This is a genomic window from Flavobacterium okayamense, from assembly GCF_019702945.1.
Classification (GTDB): Bacteria; Bacteroidota; Bacteroidia; order Flavobacteriales; family Flavobacteriaceae; genus Flavobacterium; species Flavobacterium okayamense.
The window spans coordinates 2,437,796-2,458,980 of record NZ_AP024749.1 but is presented as its reverse complement, the minus strand read 5'-3'; the positions used below and the strand labels follow the sequence as shown (position 1 = coordinate 2,458,980).

At 29.8% G+C, this 21,185-nt stretch carries 28 protein-coding genes; 13 read left to right on the top strand and 15 right to left on the bottom strand.

The window, feature by feature from the left end; all coding sequences use genetic code 11:
- Positions 1–5 precede the first annotated feature (5 nt).
- The 5 genes from creD to KK2020170_RS11540 all read right to left on the bottom strand — a co-directional run bounded on the left by creD (position 6) and on the right by KK2020170_RS11540 (position 3,728).
- On the bottom strand, positions 6–1,358 hold the full coding sequence (gene creD / locus KK2020170_RS11560) for a cell envelope integrity protein CreD (protein ID WP_221258480.1): 1,353 nt from the start codon (positions 1,356–1,358) through the stop codon (positions 6–8).
- Between the two features lie 319 nt (positions 1,359–1,677).
- Positions 1,678–2,133: a hypothetical protein gene (locus tag KK2020170_RS11555; RefSeq protein WP_221258479.1), complete on the bottom strand. Its 456-nt coding sequence runs from the start codon at positions 2,131–2,133 to the stop codon at positions 1,678–1,680.
- Positions 2,134–2,174: 41 nt separating this feature from the next.
- The gene (locus KK2020170_RS11550) at positions 2,175–2,471 is read right to left on the bottom strand and encodes a winged helix-turn-helix domain-containing protein (protein ID WP_221258478.1); all 297 of its coding nucleotides are present in this window, start codon (positions 2,469–2,471) and stop codon (positions 2,175–2,177) included.
- Between the two features lies 1 nt (position 2,472).
- The gene (locus KK2020170_RS11545; RefSeq protein WP_221258477.1) at positions 2,473–3,120 is read right to left on the bottom strand and encodes a SanA/YdcF family protein; all 648 of its coding nucleotides are present in this window, start codon (positions 3,118–3,120) and stop codon (positions 2,473–2,475) included.
- The gene (locus KK2020170_RS11540) at positions 3,120–3,728 is read right to left on the bottom strand and encodes a hypothetical protein (protein ID WP_221258476.1); all 609 of its coding nucleotides are present in this window, start codon (positions 3,726–3,728) and stop codon (positions 3,120–3,122) included. The genes KK2020170_RS11545 and KK2020170_RS11540 overlap by 1 nt, the downstream gene beginning before the upstream one ends.
- A 75-nt stretch (positions 3,729–3,803) precedes the next feature.
- On the opposite strand from KK2020170_RS11540, the gene KK2020170_RS11535 reads away from it, so the two are divergent.
- Positions 3,804–4,151 (top strand): DUF1801 domain-containing protein, encoded by a 348-nt coding sequence (locus tag KK2020170_RS11535; protein WP_221258475.1) that lies wholly within the window; start codon positions 3,804–3,806, stop codon positions 4,149–4,151.
- Positions 4,152–4,184: 33 nt separating this feature from the next.
- Here the strand turns inward: KK2020170_RS11535 and KK2020170_RS11530 are convergent, their stop codons facing one another.
- The 4 genes from KK2020170_RS11530 to KK2020170_RS11515 form a co-directional block, all read right to left on the bottom strand.
- The gene (locus KK2020170_RS11530) at positions 4,185–5,033 is read right to left on the bottom strand and encodes a hypothetical protein (RefSeq protein ID WP_221258474.1); all 849 of its coding nucleotides are present in this window, start codon (positions 5,031–5,033) and stop codon (positions 4,185–4,187) included.
- A gap of 18 nt (positions 5,034–5,051) precedes the next feature.
- A complete protein-coding gene (gene kdsA, locus KK2020170_RS11525) occupies positions 5,052–5,870 on the bottom strand; it encodes a 3-deoxy-8-phosphooctulonate synthase (protein WP_221258473.1) in 819 nt (272 codons plus the stop codon).
- A 67-nt stretch (positions 5,871–5,937) separates the two neighbouring features.
- A complete protein-coding gene (locus KK2020170_RS11520) occupies positions 5,938–6,396 on the bottom strand; it encodes a 2-dehydro-3-deoxyphosphooctonate aldolase (protein ID WP_221258472.1) in 459 nt (152 codons plus the stop codon).
- A 1-nt stretch (position 6,397) separates the two neighbouring features.
- Entirely contained in the window at positions 6,398–6,859 is a 462-nt protein-coding gene (locus tag KK2020170_RS11515; protein WP_221258471.1) for a DUF4199 domain-containing protein, read from the bottom strand.
- Positions 6,860–6,946: 87 nt separating this feature from the next.
- Here KK2020170_RS11515 and KK2020170_RS11510 point away from each other — a divergent pair, with 87 nt between their 5' ends.
- The 3 genes from KK2020170_RS11510 (at position 6,947) to KK2020170_RS11500 (ending at position 8,270) form a co-directional block, all read left to right on the top strand.
- Positions 6,947–7,507 carry a YeeE/YedE family protein gene (locus KK2020170_RS11510; RefSeq protein WP_221258470.1) on the top strand — a complete coding sequence of 187 codons (561 nt, stop codon included), beginning with the start codon at positions 6,947–6,949 and terminating at the stop codon, positions 7,505–7,507.
- Between the two features lies 1 nt (position 7,508).
- The gene (locus KK2020170_RS11505; RefSeq protein ID WP_221258469.1) at positions 7,509–7,922 is read left to right on the top strand and encodes a DUF6691 family protein; all 414 of its coding nucleotides are present in this window, start codon (positions 7,509–7,511) and stop codon (positions 7,920–7,922) included.
- 78 nt (positions 7,923–8,000) lie between these two features.
- Complete coding sequence (locus KK2020170_RS11500; protein ID WP_221258468.1) at positions 8,001–8,270, top strand: heavy-metal-associated domain-containing protein; 270 nt, start codon at positions 8,001–8,003, stop codon at positions 8,268–8,270.
- 33 nt (positions 8,271–8,303) lie between these two features.
- Here KK2020170_RS11500 and KK2020170_RS11495 read toward each other — a convergent pair whose 3' ends face one another.
- Both KK2020170_RS11495 and prmA read right to left on the bottom strand, forming a co-directional pair.
- Positions 8,304–8,579: an ATP-dependent Clp protease adaptor ClpS gene (locus KK2020170_RS11495; protein ID WP_221258467.1), complete on the bottom strand. Its 276-nt coding sequence runs from the start codon at positions 8,577–8,579 to the stop codon at positions 8,304–8,306.
- Positions 8,580–8,603: 24 nt separating this feature from the next.
- On the bottom strand, positions 8,604–9,443 hold the full coding sequence (prmA, locus tag KK2020170_RS11490) for a 50S ribosomal protein L11 methyltransferase (protein ID WP_221258466.1): 840 nt from the start codon (positions 9,441–9,443) through the stop codon (positions 8,604–8,606).
- 100 nt (positions 9,444–9,543) lie between these two features.
- Here prmA and KK2020170_RS11485 point away from each other — a divergent pair, with 100 nt between their 5' ends.
- The 4 genes from KK2020170_RS11485 to ygiD all read left to right on the top strand — a co-directional run bounded on the left by KK2020170_RS11485 (position 9,544) and on the right by ygiD (position 13,588).
- Entirely contained in the window at positions 9,544–10,764 is a 1,221-nt protein-coding gene (locus tag KK2020170_RS11485; RefSeq protein WP_221258465.1) for a porin, read from the top strand.
- Positions 10,765–10,809: 45 nt separating this feature from the next.
- Entirely contained in the window at positions 10,810–11,637 is an 828-nt protein-coding gene (locus KK2020170_RS11480) for a CvfB family protein (protein ID WP_221258464.1), read from the top strand.
- A gap of 45 nt (positions 11,638–11,682) precedes the next feature.
- A complete protein-coding gene (locus tag KK2020170_RS11475) occupies positions 11,683–12,645 on the top strand; it encodes a YheT family hydrolase (RefSeq protein WP_221258463.1) in 963 nt (320 codons plus the stop codon).
- Positions 12,646–12,730: 85 nt separating this feature from the next.
- Positions 12,731–13,588 (top strand): 4,5-DOPA-extradiol-dioxygenase, encoded by an 858-nt coding sequence (gene ygiD / locus KK2020170_RS11470; RefSeq protein WP_221260041.1) that lies wholly within the window; start codon positions 12,731–12,733, stop codon positions 13,586–13,588.
- On the opposite strand, the gene KK2020170_RS11465 is transcribed toward ygiD, so the two are convergent.
- Genes KK2020170_RS11465 through KK2020170_RS11455 form a run of 3 tightly spaced genes read right to left on the bottom strand, consistent with a single transcriptional unit; the run spans position 13,561 to position 16,291 of the window.
- Complete coding sequence (locus KK2020170_RS11465) at positions 13,561–14,727, bottom strand: serine hydrolase domain-containing protein (protein ID WP_221258462.1); 1,167 nt, start codon at positions 14,725–14,727, stop codon at positions 13,561–13,563. The genes ygiD and KK2020170_RS11465 overlap by 28 nt on opposite strands.
- Positions 14,720–15,172, bottom strand: coding sequence for a PH domain-containing protein (locus KK2020170_RS11460; protein WP_221258461.1), 453 nt, complete (start codon positions 15,170–15,172; stop codon positions 14,720–14,722). Before KK2020170_RS11460 ends, KK2020170_RS11465 begins: the two co-directional genes overlap by 8 nt.
- On the bottom strand, positions 15,173–16,291 hold the full coding sequence (locus KK2020170_RS11455) for a C1 family peptidase (RefSeq protein ID WP_221258460.1): 1,119 nt from the start codon (positions 16,289–16,291) through the stop codon (positions 15,173–15,175).
- Positions 16,292–16,472: 181 nt separating this feature from the next.
- Here KK2020170_RS11455 and KK2020170_RS11450 point away from each other — a divergent pair, with 181 nt between their 5' ends.
- The 4 genes from KK2020170_RS11450 (at position 16,473) to KK2020170_RS11435 (ending at position 20,108) form a co-directional block, all read left to right on the top strand.
- Complete coding sequence (locus KK2020170_RS11450) at positions 16,473–17,312, top strand: 1,4-dihydroxy-2-naphthoyl-CoA synthase (protein ID WP_221258459.1); 840 nt, start codon at positions 16,473–16,475, stop codon at positions 17,310–17,312.
- 76 nt (positions 17,313–17,388) lie between these two features.
- Positions 17,389–18,279, top strand: a complete 891-nt coding sequence (gene menA, locus KK2020170_RS11445) for a 1,4-dihydroxy-2-naphthoate octaprenyltransferase (protein ID WP_221258458.1) — start codon at positions 17,389–17,391, stop codon at positions 18,277–18,279.
- Positions 18,280–18,310: 31 nt separating this feature from the next.
- Positions 18,311–18,988: a metal-dependent hydrolase gene (locus KK2020170_RS11440; RefSeq protein WP_221258457.1), complete on the top strand. Its 678-nt coding sequence runs from the start codon at positions 18,311–18,313 to the stop codon at positions 18,986–18,988.
- An 85-nt stretch (positions 18,989–19,073) separates the two neighbouring features.
- Positions 19,074–20,108: an o-succinylbenzoate synthase gene (locus KK2020170_RS11435; protein ID WP_221258456.1), complete on the top strand. Its 1,035-nt coding sequence runs from the start codon at positions 19,074–19,076 to the stop codon at positions 20,106–20,108.
- Between the two features lie 59 nt (positions 20,109–20,167).
- Here the strand turns inward: KK2020170_RS11435 and KK2020170_RS11430 are convergent, their stop codons facing one another.
- A complete protein-coding gene (locus KK2020170_RS11430) occupies positions 20,168–20,398 on the bottom strand; it encodes a hypothetical protein (RefSeq protein WP_221258455.1) in 231 nt (76 codons plus the stop codon).
- Between the two features lie 197 nt (positions 20,399–20,595).
- Between KK2020170_RS11430 and KK2020170_RS11425 the strand changes: the two genes are divergently transcribed.
- Positions 20,596–21,183, top strand: coding sequence for a MiaE family protein (locus KK2020170_RS11425; RefSeq protein ID WP_221258454.1), 588 nt, complete (start codon positions 20,596–20,598; stop codon positions 21,181–21,183).
- Positions 21,184–21,185 lie beyond the last annotated feature (2 nt).

Sequence of the window (21,185 nt, the reverse complement as noted above, 5' to 3'; positions counted from 1 at the left end):
AGTACTTAGTTTTTAGACCAGTCAATTTTTCTTGAGAAATACATTACCGCTGCTAAAATTAAGAATAATCCAATACTTCCTACTAATAAAGCATAATCTTCTAACTGAATAATTACATAAATAAAACTATAAAGTAGTGTTAATGCAGCAGTTATAAATAATGGAAATTTCTTGTTTTTCAACACTGATATCGAATATAATAACAACATTACAATAACTGAACTTGCAGCAATAGAATATGCAATCATAAAACTTGAATGTTCGGTTATTGAAATTAATAATGTGTAAAACATAATTAGAGCTAAACCAATCATCGTATATTGAAAAATGTGAATGTTTATTTTACTGATGGTTTGTATTAAAAAGAAAATTAAAAATGTTAAACCAATTACTAAAAAACCGTATTTAGATGCACGTTCGTTCTGTTGGTACTGATCAACCGTTTCAATTAGTTTAGCTCCATAAGAATATTCATTTAAATTAGGAATCTTTTCTGAATATTGTTGTGCAAATGGTCTGTTTACATGAATTAATTTCCAATCGGCATGAAAACTTTTGTTTGTAATGTTTTTCGTTGTATCTAGTGGCGCATAACTTCCTATAAAAGAAGGCGAATTCCAATTCGCATCAATACTAGTTTTGGTTGTTTTACCTATTGGAATGAATTCGATAGAATTACTTCCGTTGTATTGTATATCAAAGTTAAAATCTAAATTAGTAATCGAATCTAGGTTAAAATTTTTAGTTTCTAAAACATCAAAATTACCTTTAGATTCTCCATTTGTTTCTAATGTATATTTATCGCCATTAAGTTTAATGAACAAATCACTTTTTATACTTTTCAAGTTTGAAGTTCTTATTTGAATAGTAGCTTTGTCCCAAAGTACATTTTCGGGTTTAATACCTAGTTTTTCGAAGTTTAATTCTTTAAAATTTCCATTAACACCCACATTAGCTTTAAATACTATTGGTTTATATAAACCAAGTTTTAGTTTATCAACTTTATCAACTTTAGTTGTATGATTAAGTTCAAATGGAAAGAAATAAGCATTTTGTGTGTAGGAATATTTTTTAATGGTTTTCTCTTTAGTTTTTTCATCTATTTCTTCGGTCTGTGAATAAATCTTATACGGAACTTTTAAAATAGGCCCCATTAAGTTTATATTATCTCCCCAAGAATTCGTGACTTTAATTGTAGCTTCATTTTTTCTTTCTGATCTTTCTTTAATAAGATCTTGAACTATGGTTAGGGGAATTAATAAAACTAAAGTTAAAATTCCTACCATCATCATTTTGGCAGTATTGGTTTGAAACCAAGTTGATCTTTCAAATGTTTCTTTTTCTGTTTGATTTTCCATGATTTTTGATTTTAAAAAGTAATTATTGTGATATAAAAGTATAATGCAGCAATAGGTATATTAGCGAATAAAATGAGCAAGCGGATGACGTACATTTCATATTCTTTTAGATTTAAAAATAATTTGATAATCAATATTATAGCGGCTAAAAAATTTATTATGAAAGTTAGTATCACATAGAAGTAGCCGATTATAATTACAAATTCATTTTTTGGTAGTACTAAGTGAATCATTAATAGTAATGTGCCAAAAGCCAATGAAACCAGCATAAGTTGAGTTGTTGGATATAAATTTTTAAATTGTCTTAATTCGTCCATAATTATTTAATATTAAAAATTGATTGAATAACATTTGTGGGTTGATGTAATAATCTAATAAATTCTAAATCATAGAATTGATAAGCATTTTTTCCTCTTTTGTAGCAGTCGATAAAACTTTTATAATGGTTAGGATAAAAGATGATTCCTGTAGTAATAACTATAAAAACAAACAGACTTTTTTTGCCATTTCCCAATAGATAAAATTGCATATCAACTTCCTCTTTTACAGAAGTACCAATTTTCGTTAATACATGAAAAACATCGTGTTCTTCTAAACTATCTTGTACTTGGTAGTTGTTAATTAATAAAAATTGCCCTAAATCGTGACCCAAGCTTCCTGTTTCATTTTGTAGCAAAGAGCTTACTGTAACGCCCCAAGGTTCGCTATTTTTAAAGAAATACGAGTAGGGGATTTTAATCGTTTTGTACAAAAATTCAATTATTTTATCTTTCATAAAGTACTTTGTATTTCAAAGTTAAATAATAAAAAAATATATTATTGGCCAGATATTAATTTTTCTAAAGCTTCAATATGTTCTTGAAATGCTTTTTTTCCAGCTTTTGTTGCAATGTATTTTGTGTTTGGTTTTCTTCCAATAAATTGCTTTTCTACTACAATATAATTTTCAACTTCTAAAGCCTTAGCATGACTGGCAAGATTGCCATCAGTAACACCAAGGATTTCTTTTAGCGAGGTGAAATCTGCACTTTCATTAACCATCAATACCGACATAATCCCCAAACGAATTCGGTGATCAAAAGCTTTGTTGATATTTTGGATAATGTTTTTCATTTTATTTGATTAAAATTTTTTCACCTAAGAATTTGGGTTCAATTCCAAAAAGAAAATCCAAAAGTACTTTAGTTCTTGCAAAATATTCCCTAATTGATGAGAAAATATTGGCAGTTCCTTCTATTTCTTCAGCATTAAAAGCAATTGCATTTAAATTATTCACATTTGATATAAATAATGCTCTTCTTGTATGAAATGGTTGTGAAATAATAGTAAATGAATTCAAATTAAAAATTTTATTTGCTCTTACAACTGAATCCAGAGTTCTAAAGCCAGCATAGTCTAAAATTATTTTGTTTTCAGGAATGCCAAGTAATACTAACTCTTTTTTAAAATCTAAAGGCTCATTATAATCTATTTGTGAATTATCACCACTAACTAGTATAAATGAAATCTTATTTGCATTATATAGTTTTTGTGTAGCTTTAATTCGGCATGTAAAATAAGGGTTTAATTTTCCATTTTTTAAATATTTTGAGGTTCCTAAAACGAGTCCAACTTTGTTGTGTGAAATTTTACTCGCGTCTGAGAAACTTTTATTTTTAGAGTTTTCTAATACAATAGTATTGCAAAAAAAAGATACAATTACTATTGGTAATAGACACCAAAAGCCAATGTATATTATATAGATATGTTTTTTAAATAACATTATTTTCTATCATATTTAAAATACATCATACTACCATATACAATATGACAAACCCCAAAACCTAACACCCAAAACCAAAGTCCGTAACCAGAAAATTCTACAGCAACTAAACCTAATATAATTTCGGTAATTCCTAAATAACGAACATCTCGTAATGTGTATTTACTAGCACTAAAACAAGCTAAACCATAAAATAAAAGTGTAATTGGAGCTATTAAACCATAATAGCCATTACGAAGTAAAAGTAAAGCAAAAATACCACCAGCCACTAACGGGATTGCAAAATTGACAAGTAATCTTTTTGATGATGTATTCCAAACTTTTTCATTATTCTTCTTAGCCTTTTTAGCAGTTAAAATATATGCAGTAACTAATGAAGCAAGCAAAGTAACAAATGCTGTTAACACTATTTTTTTAAATACTAAACTTTCTAATGTTATGTAACGGTCATAGTGATTATTGATAAGATGATTTACATATAATGCACCAAAAATAGCATATACACCAGCTAATATTCCTGAAAGGCCACTCAAAGAAAAAAATTGAGTTGAACGATTCATAATATCCTTAATTTCTTTGATGTCGTTTAAGTATTTGCTTGCTTCCATATTAAAGTACTTTGAAAAACAAAGTAAGTGTAAATTTTTTTTCCAACCAAATATTTTTTGAATTAATTTTATCAAATGAATCCAGTTGAAGAATATATTTTAAAACAACCTCAATCTTTTCAAGATATTATGTTGTATGTCATAAACGTTGTTGAGAATGAACTCGAAGAAACAGAGTTATTGTTTAAATGGGGAATTCCTTATTTCTATTATAAGAAGAAACCCTTTTTATATATGGCTCCCAATAAAAAGAGATATGTCGATTTAGGATTTACAAGAGGATATCAGCTTGTATTGAATCAAGAAATATTAATAGGAGAGAAGCGTAATACCGTTAAGTCTTTAAGGTATTCAAGTTTAGAGGAGATTAATCATGAAATATTACTTTCTGTAATTCATGAAGCCATAACATTATACAAATAAAAAAGCCGATTACATCTAATCGGCTTTTTTATTTTATATTCTAAAGATACCTCCAAAGGCTATAATTTGTTGGAAAAACCAAAAATCTTGTTCCGCATGATCGGATGTATTACTTGTAGTTCTAATATCATTCATATTTATATACCCACCTTTCAATTCAGTTTGAATAAAGAAATGCTTAAAGAATGTAAAGTTTAATCCCACTTTAGCAGAAAGTCCATAACCAGCGGTATGAAATGCATCATAACGATCTTTTCCTAAAAGCGTTGTATTAGTTTTAGGATAAAGTATTCCGGCACCTAATCCTTCAGTTACATTAATTTGAAATTTGTCGGTATTTAAAGTTTTACAAAAAAGTGTAGAAATATCATCAACTCTAGAAAACTCAGTATTAATATAATTCAGTCCATCTGTGTGTTCAAATGTTAGAAAATCTTCGTGAAGCGTTAATTCGTCAGAGGTTGGATTTTCATTATAAGAACCAGCATTAGGATAATAACCAGAATATTTAACCGTTTTATCTTGATACATTACATATTTCATATGATCTACACCTATTGAAATATTGTAATGATCATTAATAAAGTAGCCTATTCTTAAGTTAGTTTGAGGAATTGTCATTCGAAGTGGATTGATATAATCACAATGCCAACCTTTAGGTTTATCGTGAGCTTCTACATTATAAAGTGTAAAATCGTAATCACTACCTTTAAAACGAATATCAGATTTAGAATAACTTTCTCTGTTTCCTCCCCAGAAAATATAAAACTTTCCTTTGTTATGTGCCGTGTATTTTTCAGGTGCTTCAACTATTTCTTGCGAAATGGCGTACTGTGAAAAAACACAAAAAGATAGTACAACCATTAAAAATGATTGTTTCATTAAAATTTAAAATATAGGTTAAAATTGATTTATGGTTTTTCGAATAGCAACTAATTTTGTCATTAGTCCTTCAAAATAATCTAAGTGTAGCATGTTAGCACCATCACTTTTAGCATTTGCAGGGTCGAAGTGAGTTTCTATGAAAATTCCATCCACTCCTACAGCAATACCAGCTTTGGCAATTGTTTCTATCATATCAGGACGACCACCTGTAACACCACTCATTTGATTAGGTTGTTGTAAGGAATGAGTAACATCTAAAACTGTAGTTCCAAATTCTCTCATTGTAGGAATTCCTCTAAAGTCTACAATCATATCTTGATAACCAAACATAGTTCCTCTATCAGTAATCATGAAGTTTTCGTTATTACTATCAAGTACTTTTTGAGCTGCATGTTTCATACTTTCAGGACTCATAAATTGTCCTTTTTTTAGATTAACTGTTTTACCAGTATTTGCAGCTGCTACAACTAAATCGGTTTGACGAACTAAAAAAGCTGGAATTTGTAATATATCCACATATTCAGCAGCCATTGCAGCATCTTCATTAGTATGAATGTCTGTAACAGTAGGTATTCCAAATTCTCTAGAAACTTTATTTAAAATTTTTAAAGCTTTTTCATCTCCAATACCAGTAAAACTGTCTACTCTAGAACGATTTGCTTTTTTAAAAGATCCTTTAAATACATAAGGAATTTCTAAATTATTTGTGATAGTCACTAATTTTTCAGCAATTCGCATTGCCATTTCTTCTCCTTCTATAGCACATGGACCGGCTAGTACAAAGAAATTACCACTATCAGTATGTTTTATTTGTGGAATATTATTTAAATTCATGGTAAAAATTTGATTGCAAAGATACTAACTATTAAACTTTTATATGTGAAACTTTTGTTACAAAATATTAATTTGTTGAAATGGAATTTTTGATTATAAATCCTTTAGGACAAACTAATTTCCCTTTTTCGTAAATGTTAAAATGTAATTTTACTTTGTTATTACTACCTTCAAAAGTAATTTCATAAATCGATAATGTTCCTGCGCCCATAGTATTATGTGTAGTTGGAAAAGGACAACAAGTATCAACTTTTTCAAATTTTTCTATTTTTTTTCCTTTTTCACCCTCAAGTGCGTTAAAAAAATAGCCAATATAAATATCTTCTTGGCGTTCTAAAATTAAGCCTATGTTGATAGGGTAGTCAGCATTATAACCATATTTTGCGTCATTCGAATATTCCGTTAGTAAAAAAGCATTATTCTTAATTTTCGGTTTTATTGCAGTGTTGTCAATATTTTGAATAGTTGATTTTGTACTAGTACAACTAAATAATATAAAAAACGTAAAAAAGAATAGATATTTCATCTTACTTAGATTTTATCATGAAACTAATTAAAGCAGTAAATACTACACCAAACGAAAGTTTATCGAAGATATTGTTTTTAACAAAGACGGGTAGATTAAAGTTAATTTGAGCTAATTCTTTATTATCAGCTAATTCAATAGCGTTTTCAAAAAAAGTAGGCGAAATTAAACTAAAAGTGATAAAAACAACTGTTGTTGTAATAATTGTTGTAAAAAAACTCAAAACTATACCACTTGCAAAACCATGTTTCCATTCCATTTCATTTTGATAAATTTTTGTCTTTTTCTCTTTTAAAGCTAAAAAATAAATTACAAATGAAATTAAAGTAAAGAGTAAGTTAAAAATTGGTTCTTGTACTGCTTTAATTGAATGATAACCTAATGACTTTTCAAGTAACATCCAAATTAGATAGGCTACACCAAAAATAAACGCCCATTTTATCTCAACTGAATATTTGTTCATAATTTTAGTTTAACGTTTCAAAGATACTATATTTGATAGAAGTTATTCGTTTTTGGTTGATTATATTTGTATTCTCAAATTTGCAATATGGAGATTTTAACAGGTACTTGGCATTGGTCAATTTCTGGACTGGTGATTGGATTGGTGATGCTGTCCTTAATATATTTTGGAAAAACTTTTGGAATGTCTTCAAACCTTAGGACATTTTGTTCAATAGCTGGTGTAGGAAGAAAAATTAATTATTTTAAGTTTGACTGGCGAGAGCAAAAGTGGAATTTAGCAGTTGTTATTGGAGCTATTTTAGGAGGTTTTTTTGCAACTCATTTTTTAGAAAGCGATTCAATACTCCAATTAAACTCAAAAACGTTAGTATTATTAAACGATTATAATATTGATGCTCCAAACGGTAAAATTGTTCCAGAAGCATTGTTCGGTTGGGAAATTTTAAGCAATTATAAAGTTGTAATAATGTTATTTGTTGGTGGAATTTTAATTGGATTTGGAACACCATATGCTGGAGGTTGTACTTCTGGACATGCTATTACAGGTTTGAGTAATTTACAATTACCATCTTTAATTGCTGTTATTGGTTTTTTTATTGGCGGACTTATAGCGGTTCATTTTATAATTCCTTTAATTTTTGGATAAGATGAAATTATTACGTTTTGTTATAGTAGGTTTTATTTTTGGAGTTGTATTAACTAAAGCCGAAGCCATTTCTTGGTATCGAATTTTTGAAATGTTCAATTTTCATTCTTTTCATATGTATGGAATCATTTTTACAGCAATCCTGACTGGTGTTGTAGGAATTCGATTTATCAAGAAAAAAGAAATTAAGGATTATAAAGGTTTACCAATTGAAATTTTAGATAAAGAACCTTCAAAGTTCCGTTATATTATAGGAGGAATTATGTTTGGTTTAGGTTGGGGATTAGTAGGTGCTTGTCCTGGACCAATTTTTGTTTTACTTGGAGCAGGTATTGGAACCATTGGAATTGTATTATTCGGAGCTCTTATTGGAAATTTTATCTATGGTTATTTTAAAGATAAATTACCGCATTAAAATTAAGTTAAAGTGACTTTTGTTACCAATATGCAGCTTTAAAATTACGTAAATTTGTAGTATTAAATCTTTATTACAATGAATACTACAATATATATACAAAATTTAAAATGTGGTGGTTGTGCCAATACGGTTACCAAAAATTTAACTGAAATTGAAGGTATATCGAATGTTTTGGTTAATGTAGAAGAAAGTTCAGTTAGTTTTGAATTTTCTTCAGATGAAAAATTAGAAAATGTAAAGAATACATTAAATCGTTTGGGTTATCCAGAAGATGGAGAAGCCAATTCAATTACTGCAAAAGCTAAATCGTATGTGAGTTGTGCAGTAGGGAAGATGTCAAAATAATAAAAAAGCCGAAACTAATTTTCGGCTTTTTTATTATTGTATTTCGGCACTTAAGCCAGCATCGAGTAATGCGGAACATTGCGGTTTAAGCTCGTCATAACTTCCAGTTTTTACGCCACATTTTCCTTTATAATGAACTAGTAAAGCACATTGCTCTGCTTGTAGCGCATCGTGATTACAAACTCTAATTAGCGTTTCAATTACATGATCAAAAGTATTAACATCATCATTAAAAAGAATAATTTCGTTGTTTAAACCAACAAGTTCTTCTACTAAAACTTCTTCTTGTACTTTTTCTATTGTGCTCATAATCTGACTATTGAATATTCAAAATTAAGAATTTTTTGTATACTTTAGTGACATCCAATTATTTCTAACGATTTCTTTTTCAAAAATTAAACCTTTAGAAACACAACTTTCGTTTATGGCATCAAAGTCTTCTGTGTAAAATCCGCTTAAAAATAAAATTCCATTTTCATTTAAACAATCTACATAAGTTTGCATATCGTTTAATAAAATGTTACGATTAATATTTGCAATAATTACATCGTAATTTTTATCCTTTAACAATTCAGCATCGCCTTCATAAACCGAAATTTGTTTACAGCTATTACGTTCTGCATTTTCAATTGAATTTAAATAACACCAGTTATCAATATCAATTGCATCAATAGGTTCAGCACCTTTCATTTCGGCTAAAATGGCTAAAATGGCAGTTCCACAACCCATGTCTAGAGTTTTCTTACCAACAACATCAGTATCTAGAATATGTTGAATCATCATGTGAGTTGTTTCATGATGACCAGTACCAAAACTCATTTTTGGTTCAATTACAATTTCGTATTTAACATTTGAAGCTTCGTGAAATGGAGCGCGAACATAACAAATCCCATCAACATCAATTGGATTAAAATTCTTTTCCCATTCTTCATTCCAGTTGACTTGTTCAATATCTTCAATAGTATATGAAATTTTAAATTCAGGATTTTCTAAAATGTAAATATCTTCTAGAATATTTTCATTCCAAAACTCTTTTTGAATATAAGCAGAAACACCTTCTTCAGTTTCAATAAAACTTTCAAAAGCTAATTCGCCAAGTTCGGCTATTAAAATTTCTGTTCCCGGTTCTTTTGGTTCAACATTAAAATGATATCCAATATATGTGTTTGACATGCTCTAATTTTTTTGCAAAGGTAACTAAAGATTAGATTTATGAATTAATTATTTTAATTTTGCAGCTTCTTAATGCAACAACACAACAAACACCGCGCAAATGAAATTCTTTTATAAACTTTTTTTTATTGTTTTTTTTGCGAGTATTGGTTTTTCACAAACACACAATGACTCAATTAAAAATAACGATTTAAAACTAGCAGCCTTACCTTATTATAGTTATGGGAAGGGTTTAGGAGTTACTTCAGCAGATAGTTTATTTCAATTAAATATTCGTTTCCGTATGCAAAATAGGGTGACATATTTTAATGAAGAGGATAGAGATAATCGATATGAAGCACAGATAAGGCGTCTTCGTTTGCGTTTTGATGGTTATGTTTGGAATCCTAAATTTATATATATTATTCAATTGTCTTTTGCTCCAGGCGATGTTGGTCAGGTTCAAGAAGGCGATAATATCAATATTATTAGGGATGCAGCATTCTATTATAGACCAAATAAACATTGGAACTTTATTTTTGGACAAACTAAATTGCCAGGTAATCGTCAACGTGTTAATTCATCCGGAGCTTTACAATTAACCGATAGAACTATAAATAATGCTCGTTTTACAATCGATAGAGATTTTGGTTTTCAAGCCTACTATCTTAATGAAAAAAACGATGCTTTCTCATACAATGTTAAAACTGCTGTTTCAACAGGCGAAGGTCGAAACTGGACCCAAACATCAGATGATGGAGTTGCTTTAACAGGAAAAGTAGAAATTATGCCATTTGGTTCATTCAAAAATAATGGTATTTATTTTGAAGGAGATTTAGCTCGAGAGAAAACACCAAAAGTTTTATTTTCGGGGGCATATCAACAAAATAACAGAGCAGTTAGAACAAATGGACAACTAGGAAATCTACTTTACGAACCTAAAACCTTACGTTCATATTTTGCCGATTTTATGGTTAAATATAATGGTTGGGCTTTTATGTCGGCTTACATGCAAAGAGAATCTTCTGATTTGGTGACATATAATCCAGACGATATTACTCAATTCAACTATGTTTATGCTGGTAAAGGAATGGATTACCAATTAAGCTATATTTTTAAAAATGATTTTGAAATCATTGGAAGATTTTCTAATCAAAATGTAGATAAGGAAATAAAGCCTTTTACACCCGATTTAAAACAATATAGTTTCGGTGTTACAAAATATTTAAGAGAGCATGCATTTAAACTTCAAGCAGAAGTTACTATGGATGAGAAGGAATATTACTCAGGTGATGTTCAAAATAATTGGTATTTACGTTTACAGTTAGAAATTGGTATTTAAAATATCCAATTCAATTAACTACCTTTGTGGCATATTTTTTACACTATGTTGCAAATTGGTCAATACAATACATTAAAAGTTTTACGAAATACAAAAGTTGGTTTGTTCCTAGGAGACGAAGAACACGATGTTTTATTGCCAAATAAGTATGTTCCTAAAGAGTACTTTATTGGAGATGAAATGACAGTTTTTGTTTATCTTGACAATGAAGAAAGACCTGTAGCTACTACTTTAAAGCCTTATGTAAAACTTAATGAATTTGCACATTTAAAAGTTAATTTTGTTAACAAATTTGGTGCATTTTTAGATTGGGGATTAGAAAAAGATTTGTTTGTTCCTTTTAAAGAACAAGCAGTTAACATGGAAGTAAATAAACGATATTTAATCTATGTTTATTTAGACGAACAAACGAATCGATTAGTTGCTACGAGTAAAGTTAATAAGTATTTTTCTGAAGATTTTCCTTCGTATGAACCTAATCAGGAAGTTGAAGTTATGATTTCTCATTTTACCGATTTAGGAATAAACGTTATTATTGAAAATAAGTATAAAGGACTTGCATTTTCAGGTGAAGTTTTTAAAGATTTAAAATTAGGAACTAAAACTAAAGCTTACATCAAACAAGTTCGTCCTGATGGAAAAATTGATGTAATGTTTAAGAAAGTAGGTGTAGAATCAATTGATGATGATGCTGCAATTTTATTGAAAGAATTAAAAGCTAATAATGGCTATTTAGGTTTAACCGATAAAAGTCATCCTGAAGAAATTAAATCGGTTTTACAAATGAGTAAAAAGTCATTTAAAAAAGCCGTAGGAAACTTATACAAACAAAGAGTAATCGAAATTAGAGAAAACGGAATATCATTATTATAACGCACTAAACCTACAATTTTGTAGGTTTTTTTAATTACACAGCGCATGCCTTTTATACAAAATAATACATATAATTCACAAGTTCCCTTATTACATAAAAATGCGCATTACTCGACGATTTATGCAGGTAAGTTTAAAAAATTTGCTGCTCCAAAATATACAAGAGAAATTATTGAGTTGTTTGATGGTGATTTTTTAGAAATTGATTTTAATTTAAAGAATCCAAAAAAAGCGGTTATACTTTGTCACGGATTAGAGGGAAATTCGCAAAGAACTTATATAAACAGTTGTGCTACATTATTTCTTGAAAAAGATTATTCAGTTTTTGCGTGGAATAATAGAACATGTAGCGGAAAAATGAATCGTTTACCTAAGATGTATCATCATGCTTCTATCGAAGATTTAGATGCTGTTGTGAAATTTGCTTTAAATAAAGGAATTGAACAAATTTTTTTAGTAGGCTTCTCTATGGGTGGAGCGCAAGTTTTAAATTATTTAGGTAGGATTAAAAACATTGATAGTAGAGTGAAAGCAGGTGTTTCAGTTTCTGTTCCTATTGAAATTAAAGCAAGTGCCGAAGCACTAAAGAAAGGTTTTAATAAAGTGTATATGTATAATTTTTTAATTGGCTTAAAACATAAACTGAAATTAAAAGCGCAACAATTTCCTGATGTAATTACCATGGAAAAAGTAAAACAAATTAGAGATTTTGATTTTCTTGATGATAATTTCACAGCACCTTTACACGGATTTACTGACCGACATGATTATTATTACCAAGTATCACCAGCAAGAAGTTTAGATAATATTTTTCATCCAGTTTTAATACTAAACTCATACGATGATCCTTTCTTAGGAGAGGGTTGTTTTCCTAAACAACTTTCTGAAAATAAATCGAATGTCTTTTTTGAGGTTACAAATTATGGTGGGCATTGTGCTTTTCCTGTTAAAGATTCTAAATATAGTTATGCTGAAATAAAAGCATTAGAATTTTTTAGCTCTATTTAAAAATATTTCATACATTTGTATATACAAATATTGTATAGAAATGAATAGAAAGAATTTTATTAAATTATTAATAGGAGGAGGAGCAATGATAACTACAAATCAATTCTATAGTTGGTCTAATGATTTAAATGAGGCCGACATCTTAATGCCGGTTTTATTTATCGGTCACGGATCACCCATGAATGCTATTGAAGATAATGAGTTTTCACAACGCTGGCAGAAAATGGGAAAAGAAATTCCTGAACCTAAAGCGGTTGTTGTAATTTCAGCACATTGGTTAACAATAGGAACTTTTGTAACTGCAATGAACCAACCTAAAACAATTCATGATTTTGGTGGATTTCCCCAAGCTTTATTTGATGTACAATATCCAGCGCCTGGAGATCCTTCATTAGCAAATGAAATTCAAAAAATGATAACTAATCCTGCTGTTGAGTTTGATCATGATTGGGGATTAGATCACGGAACTTGGTCGGTTGTGAAACATATGTATCCAAAAGCCGATATTCCGGTTTTACAGTTAAGTATAGATTATCATAAACCTGCGGAATATCATTATCAATTAGCAAAGCAATTATTAAACCTACGTAAAAAAGGAGTTTTAATTATTGGAAGTGGAAACATGGTACATAATCTTAGAATGGTAGCTTGGGATAAAATGAATGTGGATAATTATGGTTACGATTGGGCAATTGAAATGAATGATATCTTCAAAAATAAAATTTTAAGTAAAGATCATAAAGCCTTATTCGAATACGAAAAATTGAATAGTGCAGCAAAACTTGCTATACCTACACCAGATCATTATTTTCCATTAATTTACAGTTTGGCCTTACAAACTGATAATGATAAAGTGGAATTTTTTAACGATAAATTAGTTGCAGGTTCATTAACTATGACTTCCGTAAAGATTGGTTATTCCTCTTCTATTTCAAAAGGATAATTCCCAAATATGCTAGAAAGTTTTTTAGCCTGATAAACTTTACGTGTGTATTTGTTAGAAAGCGCAATTATACAAACTTTTTCATTTTTTAAAGTTGTATAAGAATTGGTATTTCCGTGCCACCAACCATTGTGATAAAATAAGGTTGGGGTATGATCCCATTCATTTAAACGTATGCCCAAACCATAATTTTTTACTCCAGGTCTTTCGTAGCTGTAACCTTTGAAAATTTCTGAACGTAGTTTATTAGAATAAAAATTTTCGGAGTAAGTAGCAATATCAAATTTTAATAAATCTTTTGGTGTCGAATAAATGTTTTTATCTCCATAAACTGCATCTAAATGGTCGTAGGGAATTTTTTCCCATGTACTTTTATAAGATTGACTAATACTATCTTTTTGTTTTTCTAATTCAAAAACAAAAGTGTTATTCATTTGTAAAGGTTCGAATAGTAATTTTTGCATTGCTATAGGAAAAGACATTTTACTAACTTTTTCTATTAAACTGGCTAACAAAGCATAGTTTGTATTACTATAGCTAAATTTAGTATTTGGAGTGAAATCTAAAGGGATTTCTTTACTACATAATAAATCAAGAACATCGCTGTTTTTTAAAGTTTTAGATTTATCCCAAATACTATCATTGTCTGTAAAATAAGCATAATTTGGCAATCCACTTCTATGATTTAACAATATACGTATAGTAATTTTTTCAAAAGGAAATTTTGGAAAGTATTTTTGAAAAGAATCTTCTAAACTAATTTTGTTTTCATCTACCATTCGCAATATAACACTTGCTGTAAGAACTTTACTAATTGAGGCTAAATGTAAAGGGGTATTTTCAGTAATGGTACTTTTTTCTTTATAATTTGAAAAACCTATATAATTTTCAAACAAAATTTGTCCGTTTTTTGCCACCAGAAAAGATCCACTGAAATCATCTAAATTTATCTTTGAAGTGTAGAATGAATGAATCTCTTCCTTAAATTGTTTAATTTCACTTTCTTTTAATTCAGGGAAATCTACTGGAAAGGAAACAGTTTCTTTATTTACTTCATTAAGCTTTTCTTTTTTATGCTCTTTTTTGCATGATGTTAAAATTAGAATTGAGCAAATGGCGATTAATAAAATTTTAGGCATTGATAGGTAATAAAATATTTGGGTTTATTTTTAGTATTTGGGTTAAGAATTTTTCTTTGTTTTTGGGTGAAATATAAATTTCATCAAATTGATTATAGTGGATAATTATTCCTTCGTCACTTAAGGAAAGTTTCCATAATGAAGGAATTATTAAACCGTTGTGAAATTCAATTCGTTTAATGTTTTTAATTTGAATTTTCTTTTTAAAAGGTCCTGATTTGCAAATGAGTAAACTATCGCCTTTAATTTCATAAAAAGTTTTAGTAATTATCCAGCATATTAAAACTAAACTTAAAATGTTAATTGTTAGTACAATTAATTTAGCTTGCCAATTTCCAGTCATATTAGTATCAAAAAAAACAGGAAGTGTACTTGCAATAATAATTAATGCAACCACACTGAAAATGATCTTACTTTTTTTACTAAATGCTGAACGAAACGTCATTTATAAGAATAATTTTTTTCTGATAGTTTTATCTAAAGCATCTTTATGAACTAAAACCGAAATAGCTTTAGCTTTCATATAAGCAACACTCATATAAATATAACCTCCATTTTTAACTCTTTTTTCATTAGTACCCCAAGAGTTTTTTACTTTGTAGTAAACATTTCCTTTTTGGTCTACTAATTTTCCAACAATATGCATTAAATGATCATCTGTAGTATTAAAATTTTCAAATTCTTGTTGGCGGTATTCTTGTGTAATGTTTTTCTCTTTTATAATTTCTGCTAATCCCGTTTTTTCATCTTCTTCATTTTCAGGAATAAAGGCAACTCCATATTTTGCTGAGAAAGTAGCTTCAGAAACATCGGCATCCAACGATAAAGTATAACCTTTTTCTAAAGCATTATCAATAACAGTTATAAATTCATTTAGAGGTAAGTTATACAAACTACCATTTGAAAAATTATCAGGAATATTTAAAATGAATTTCTCATAAAATGGAGCTTGAGTAAAACTTGTTACGGTTAAGTAATCATTAGGATTAATCTTAGTCATTTTCATAAATGAAATTGGCGTATATTCTTTTCCTTCGTAATTAAACTTTTGTGGGATTGTCCCTAAATAAACATCTAAAACTCTTGAAACTGCTTCTTTCCATTTTGGAGACAACTTTTTGCCAGGGTTTTCAATATAAGTTTTCAGCATCGAAATTAAAACAGCTTCTAATTCGGCGTGATTATGAATTTTCTCATCTTCAGAAAGTCCAGTAAATACTGAAACCGGAACTAATCCATATTGTGTAGCACTATTAATAACATCATGAGCTAAAGCACCTTCTCCAAATTGCGCTTTTCCTTGACGCATTATATAATTCTCAGCTTTTTTAGGATAAGTTGTGCGTACTTGGTACATTTCAGAAAGATCAATGTATTTGCCGGTTAACCGAATAATTTCCGATTCTAAAAAAGAAGAAGTTGAAAAACTCCAGCATGTTCCTGTTTTATCTTGAGAAATTACAGGTAAATGTTCAAGGTTAATAGTTTCCTTAAACTCATAGTTTTGCGAAAAACTACAAACAAAGGAAAGTATAGCAATAGGTAGTAAGAATGATTTTCTCATCTTATTAAATGGTTTGGTAATCAAAAAGTTAATAGAAATTAATAAATGAAGTCATCGGTTAATAGCTTTAATTTATTAAGTTTCTGCTGCAATTTAATATAAAAATGGCGTATTTTTACCTTTTAAATTTAAAATTATACATCTTAATCAAATTTTAATTTAACGAATTAAAACTTTTATAATGAGTAAAATTGAGTGGAAAACAGTAAAAGAATATAGCGATATTACGTATAAGAAATGTGATGGAGTTGCTCGAATTGCTTTTAATCGACCAGATGTTAGAAATGCATTTCGTCCAAGAACGACTTCTGAATTATTAGATGCCTTTAAAGACGCACATGAAGATACTTCAATAGGAGTGGTGTTATTGTCGGCAGAAGGGCCTTCATCTAAAGATGGAATTTGGTCTTTTTGTAGCGGAGGCGATCAAAAAGCACGTGGTAAGCAAGGTTATGTAGGTGAAGATGGTTACCATCGTTTAAATATTTTAGAGGTGCAACGATTAATTCGTTTTATGCCAAAAGCGGTTATTGCAGTAGTCCCAGGTTGGGCTGTTGGTGGCGGACATAGTTTACATGTGGTTTGTGATTTAACTTTGGCAAGTAAAGAACATGCTATTTTTAAACAAACCGATGCTGATGTTACTAGTTTTGATGGTGGCTATGGTTCGGCATATTTAGCAAAAATGGTTGGGCAAAAGAAAGCGCGTGAAATATTCTTTTTAGGTAGAAATTATTCGGCTCAAGACGCTTACGAAATGGGAATGGTAAATGCTGTAATTCCTCATGATGAATTAGAAGATACTGCTTACCAATGGGCGCAAGAAATCTTAGAAAAATCGCCTATTTCTATCAAAATGTTGAAGTTTGCCATGAATTTAACCGATGATGGAATGGTGGGACAACAAGTATTTGCAGGTGAAGCTACACGTTTAGCGTATATGAGTGATGAAGCCATTGAAGGTAGAAATGCTTTCTTAGAAAAACGTAAGCCTAATTTCGAGAAAAAATATATTCCTTAATAAGTAATTAGTGAAGAGTGATTAGTTAATAGTTTTTAGCAAATCACTTTTTACTTTTCACTAATCACTACTTAAAATGAAACACTGGATTCAAGCTGCGCGTTTGCGAACATTACCATTATCGGTTTCCGGTATTTTTATGGGAAGCGCGTATGCGTATTATCAAAATACTTTTAACGGGACTGTTTTTGGTTTAGCCATTTTAACTACATTATTGTTTCAAATTCTATCGAATTATGCCAATGATTATGGCGATGGCGTAAAAGGAACAGATGCCAATAGAATAGGGGAAAAGCGTTTGGTAGCAGCTGGAGTTATTTCAGCTCAACAAATGAAAAAAGCGGTTATTTTATTCTCAATTTTATCGCTTTTAAGTGCTTTGATTTTAATTTATGTAGCTTTTGGTAAAGAGAATTTTCTTGTTAGCTCAGTTTTTATTTTGTTGGGAATTGGCGCAATTGGTGCGGCTATAAAATACACTGTGGGAAGTAACGCTTATGGTTATAACGGAATGGGCGATTTATTTGTGTTTGTTTTCTTCGGATTAGTTAGTGTGGTTGGTTCAAACTTTTTGTATTCCCATTTCATTGATTGGAAAATTTTTCTTCCAGCTATTTCAATAGGATTATTAAGTGTGGCGGTTTTAAACCTAAACAACATGCGCGATATTGAAAACGATAAAGCAGCTGGCAAAAAAACATTAGTAGTAAAATTAGGTTTGAAAAAAGCTAAAAGATATCATGAAATAATTTTGGCTATTTCTTCAGTTGTATTTATGTTATTTTGTATACTAAAAGATTTTTCATTAATTCCAATTTTAATTATTAATATTTCAATTTTCATGAATTGGAACAAGGTAAATAAAGCTACAAAATACGAAGATTTCGATCCAGAATTAAAAAAAGTTGCTTTGAGTACATTTGCATTAAGTATATTATTTTGGTTAACTTTAATTTTTATTAGCTAATTACTATTTACTAACAACTAATTACTAAATCATGAAAATTACTTTTTACGGACACGCATGTTTAGGAATTCAAATTGAAGATATTCACATTTTAGTTGATCCATTTATCACTGGAAATCCAAAAGCTTCACATATTGATATCAATTCAATCCAAGCGGATTATATTCTTTTAACACATGCACATCAAGATCATATTTTAGATGTTGAAGCTATTGCAAAACGAACTGATGCTGTAATTGTTTCAAATTACGAAATTGCTTCTCATTTCGGAAATAAAGGTTTTCAATTTCACCCGATGAATCACGGTGGAAGTTGGGATTTTGAGTTTGGAACAGTTAAGTATGTAAACGCTATTCATACGTCATCTTTTCCTGATGGTAGTTATGGTGGTCAACCGGGTGGATTTGTAATTGAAGGTGAACATAAAAACATCTACATTGCAGGAGACACGGCGCTTACAATGGACATGAAGCTTATTCCATTGCGAACCAAGTTAGATTTAGCCATTTTACCGATTGGTAGTAATTTTACGATGGATGTTGACGATGCTATTGTAGCTTCTGATTTTATACAATGCGATAAAGTATTAGGTTACCATTTTGATACTTTTGGTTACATCGAAATCAATCATGAAGAAGCAAAACGTAAGTTCTTTGATAAAAACAAGGATTTAATGTTGTTAGAAATTGGAGAGAGTATAGAATTATAATGTTAGTTTAGTTTGTCATCTCGAGCGGAGTCGAGAGATTAGACAAATTATTACATCTCGACTCCGCTCGATGGGACATTTACAAATGAAAGCCAGTTACAAAAAATATATTTTAAATTTTAAAAGACCAAGTGGAACTTCTCGAGGCATTTTAACAGAGAAAGAAACTTGGTTTCTTATTTTAGAAGAAAACGGAAAGACAGGAATAGGGGAATGCGGTATTCTTCGAACACTTTCTATTGATGACCGTCCCGATTATGAAGAAAAATTACAATGGGTTTGCGAGAATATTCATTTAGGAAAAGACAAACTTTGGCATGAATTAATCGAGTTTCCTTCCATTCAGTTTGGAGTAGAAATGGCTTTTCTTTCCTTAGCTTCAAAATCACCTTTTGAATTGTTTCCAAGTGCGTTTACAGATGGTAAAGAATCAATGGAAATTAACGGTTTGGTTTGGATGGGTGAACAAGTGTTTATGAAACAACAAATTGAAGAGAAATTAGCGCAAGGTTTCCGATGTATAAAGTTAAAAATTGGTGCTATAGACTTCAAAAAAGAATTAGAATTATTACGTTTTATTCGTGAAAATTTTGATGAAAAAACAATCGAGATTCGTGTAGATGCAAACGGTGCTTTTGGTTTAAATGAAGCTTTAAATAAATTGAATCAATTATCTGATTATAAATTACATAGTATTGAGCAACCTATTCAAAAAAGTAATACTGACAACATGTCAGAGCTATGTAAAAGCACACCTTTTCCTATTGCTTTAGATGAAGAACTAATTGGTATCTTCGGAATTGAAAATAAAGAACAATTATTAGTAAAAATTAAACCACAATACATCATTTTGAAACCGAGTTTGGTTGGTGGTTTTAAAGGGACTTTAGAGTGGATTTCGATTGCTGAAAAACTCAATATTGGTTGGTGGATTACATCTGCTTTAGAGAGTAATGTTGGATTAAATGCAATTACCCAATTTACATTTACTTTGAATAATCCAATGCCTCAAGGTTTAGGTACTGGTGGTTTATATACTAACAATTTTGATAGTCCGTTGTATATCGAAAAGGGAAGAATTCATTATAATCCAAGTGAAAACTGGAACTTCAGATTATAAAAAAAGCAACTCAATTGAGTTGCTTTTTTTATAACGCATTGTGAAGTTACTATTTGCTTTTATTTTTCGTCTTTCGTATTAATATCGATTTCTGTTTGCGATTCACCATCGTTTGTAGAAAACTCAACACCATCGGAACCAACACTTAGAGAAGTTCCTTCTTTTGGTTCTTCAGTGGCCGGAGCAGCTTCTTGTTCAACAACTACTGTTTTACTTTCTTCTTTTGTTTCTTTACACGATACAATTCCTAACATGGCAATTGTAGCAATAATTAAGGTTACTTTTTTCATGACTTTTTGTTTTTAAATTCAATTGCAAGTTACGTTCAGAAGTTACAACTCTTGTTACACAATTTTTTAAAACACTTATATAATTTTAATATTAGAGGTTTACCACTTAAATTTGCAAAGTAATTTTAGTTAAAGTTTAAGTTTAAAGTTGTTATACAACTTCTAACTTCTAACTTCTAACTTCTAACTTAAAATATATGTTCCGTTTAAAATTACCAACAGATCCACGTTGGGCCAACATAGCCGAAGGCAATTTAGAAGAGATTTTATCAGATCACGCTTGGTGCGAACAAAAAGCAGCAACTAACGCCATTAATTTAATTATTAATAATTCTGAAAAGCCAGATTTAGTTGAAGAAATGTTGAAAATCTCGATTGAAGAAATGGAACATTTTAAAGCAGTACACGATATTATTTTGGCGCGAGGTTATGAATTTCAGCGAGAACGTAAAGACGATTATGTAAACGAATTAATGAAATACTTAAAGCAAAACCAAGATGGTTCTAGAGAATCAGGTTTAATCGAACGTTTACTTTTTGCTGCTATGATTGAAGCACGTAGTTGCGAACGTTTTAGAGTGTTAAGCGAAAACATAAAAGACCAAGATTTAGCTAAATTTTACCGCGATTTAATGGAAAGCGAGGCCAATCATTATACGACTTTTATAAGTTTTGCACGTAAATATGCTGGAAATATTGACGTTGATAAACGTTGGAATGAATGGTTAGAAGCCGAAGCTAAAATTATTCAAGGTTACGGAAAGAAAGAAACTATTCATGGGTAGTT

Excerpts from the sequence above, each read along its gene's own strand:
- KK2020170_RS11455 (WP_221258460.1), bottom strand. The coding sequence starts at position 16,291 with ATGAGAAAATCATTCTTACTACCTATTGCTATACTTTCCTTTGTTTGT.
- menA (WP_221258458.1), top strand. The coding sequence starts at position 17,389 with ATGAAACACTGGATTCAAGCTGCGCGTTTGCGAACATTACCATTATCG.
- KK2020170_RS11495 (WP_221258467.1), bottom strand. The coding sequence starts at position 8,579 with ATGAGCACAATAGAAAAAGTACAAGAAGAAGTTTTAGTAGAAGAACTT.
- KK2020170_RS11530 (WP_221258474.1), bottom strand. The coding sequence starts at position 5,033 with ATGAAACAATCATTTTTAATGGTTGTACTATCTTTTTGTGTTTTTTCA.
- KK2020170_RS11550 (WP_221258478.1), bottom strand. The coding sequence starts at position 2,471 with ATGAAAAACATTATCCAAAATATCAACAAAGCTTTTGATCACCGAATT.
- KK2020170_RS11425 (WP_221258454.1), top strand. The coding sequence starts at position 20,596 with ATGTTCCGTTTAAAATTACCAACAGATCCACGTTGGGCCAACATAGCC.
- KK2020170_RS11485 (WP_221258465.1), top strand. The coding sequence starts at position 9,544 with ATGAAATTCTTTTATAAACTTTTTTTTATTGTTTTTTTTGCGAGTATT.
- KK2020170_RS11545 (WP_221258477.1), bottom strand. The coding sequence starts at position 3,120 with ATGTTATTTAAAAAACATATCTATATAATATACATTGGCTTTTGGTGT.
- KK2020170_RS11450 (WP_221258459.1), top strand. The coding sequence starts at position 16,473 with ATGAGTAAAATTGAGTGGAAAACAGTAAAAGAATATAGCGATATTACG.
- KK2020170_RS11475 (WP_221258463.1), top strand. The coding sequence starts at position 11,683 with ATGCCTTTTATACAAAATAATACATATAATTCACAAGTTCCCTTATTA.
- KK2020170_RS11440 (WP_221258457.1), top strand. The coding sequence starts at position 18,311 with ATGAAAATTACTTTTTACGGACACGCATGTTTAGGAATTCAAATTGAA.
- ygiD (WP_221260041.1), top strand. The coding sequence starts at position 12,731 with ATGATAACTACAAATCAATTCTATAGTTGGTCTAATGATTTAAATGAG.
- KK2020170_RS11500 (WP_221258468.1), top strand. The coding sequence starts at position 8,001 with ATGAATACTACAATATATATACAAAATTTAAAATGTGGTGGTTGTGCC.
- KK2020170_RS11535 (WP_221258475.1), top strand. The coding sequence starts at position 3,804 with ATGAATCCAGTTGAAGAATATATTTTAAAACAACCTCAATCTTTTCAA.
- KK2020170_RS11540 (WP_221258476.1), bottom strand. The coding sequence starts at position 3,728 with ATGGAAGCAAGCAAATACTTAAACGACATCAAAGAAATTAAGGATATT.
- KK2020170_RS11520 (WP_221258472.1), bottom strand. The coding sequence starts at position 6,396 with ATGAAATATCTATTCTTTTTTACGTTTTTTATATTATTTAGTTGTACT.
- KK2020170_RS11435 (WP_221258456.1), top strand. The coding sequence starts at position 19,074 with ATGAAAGCCAGTTACAAAAAATATATTTTAAATTTTAAAAGACCAAGT.
- KK2020170_RS11510 (WP_221258470.1), top strand. The coding sequence starts at position 6,947 with ATGGAGATTTTAACAGGTACTTGGCATTGGTCAATTTCTGGACTGGTG.
- KK2020170_RS11430 (WP_221258455.1), bottom strand. The coding sequence starts at position 20,398 with ATGAAAAAAGTAACCTTAATTATTGCTACAATTGCCATGTTAGGAATT.
- kdsA (WP_221258473.1), bottom strand. The coding sequence starts at position 5,870 with ATGAATTTAAATAATATTCCACAAATAAAACATACTGATAGTGGTAAT.
- prmA (WP_221258466.1), bottom strand. The coding sequence starts at position 9,443 with ATGTCAAACACATATATTGGATATCATTTTAATGTTGAACCAAAAGAA.
- KK2020170_RS11480 (WP_221258464.1), top strand. The coding sequence starts at position 10,810 with ATGTTGCAAATTGGTCAATACAATACATTAAAAGTTTTACGAAATACA.
- KK2020170_RS11555 (WP_221258479.1), bottom strand. The coding sequence starts at position 2,133 with ATGAAAGATAAAATAATTGAATTTTTGTACAAAACGATTAAAATCCCC.
- creD (WP_221258480.1), bottom strand. The coding sequence starts at position 1,358 with ATGGAAAATCAAACAGAAAAAGAAACATTTGAAAGATCAACTTGGTTT.
- KK2020170_RS11515 (WP_221258471.1), bottom strand. The coding sequence starts at position 6,859 with ATGAACAAATATTCAGTTGAGATAAAATGGGCGTTTATTTTTGGTGTA.
- KK2020170_RS11505 (WP_221258469.1), top strand. The coding sequence starts at position 7,509 with ATGAAATTATTACGTTTTGTTATAGTAGGTTTTATTTTTGGAGTTGTA.
- KK2020170_RS11460 (WP_221258461.1), bottom strand. The coding sequence starts at position 15,172 with ATGACGTTTCGTTCAGCATTTAGTAAAAAAAGTAAGATCATTTTCAGT.
- KK2020170_RS11465 (WP_221258462.1), bottom strand. The coding sequence starts at position 14,727 with ATGCCTAAAATTTTATTAATCGCCATTTGCTCAATTCTAATTTTAACA.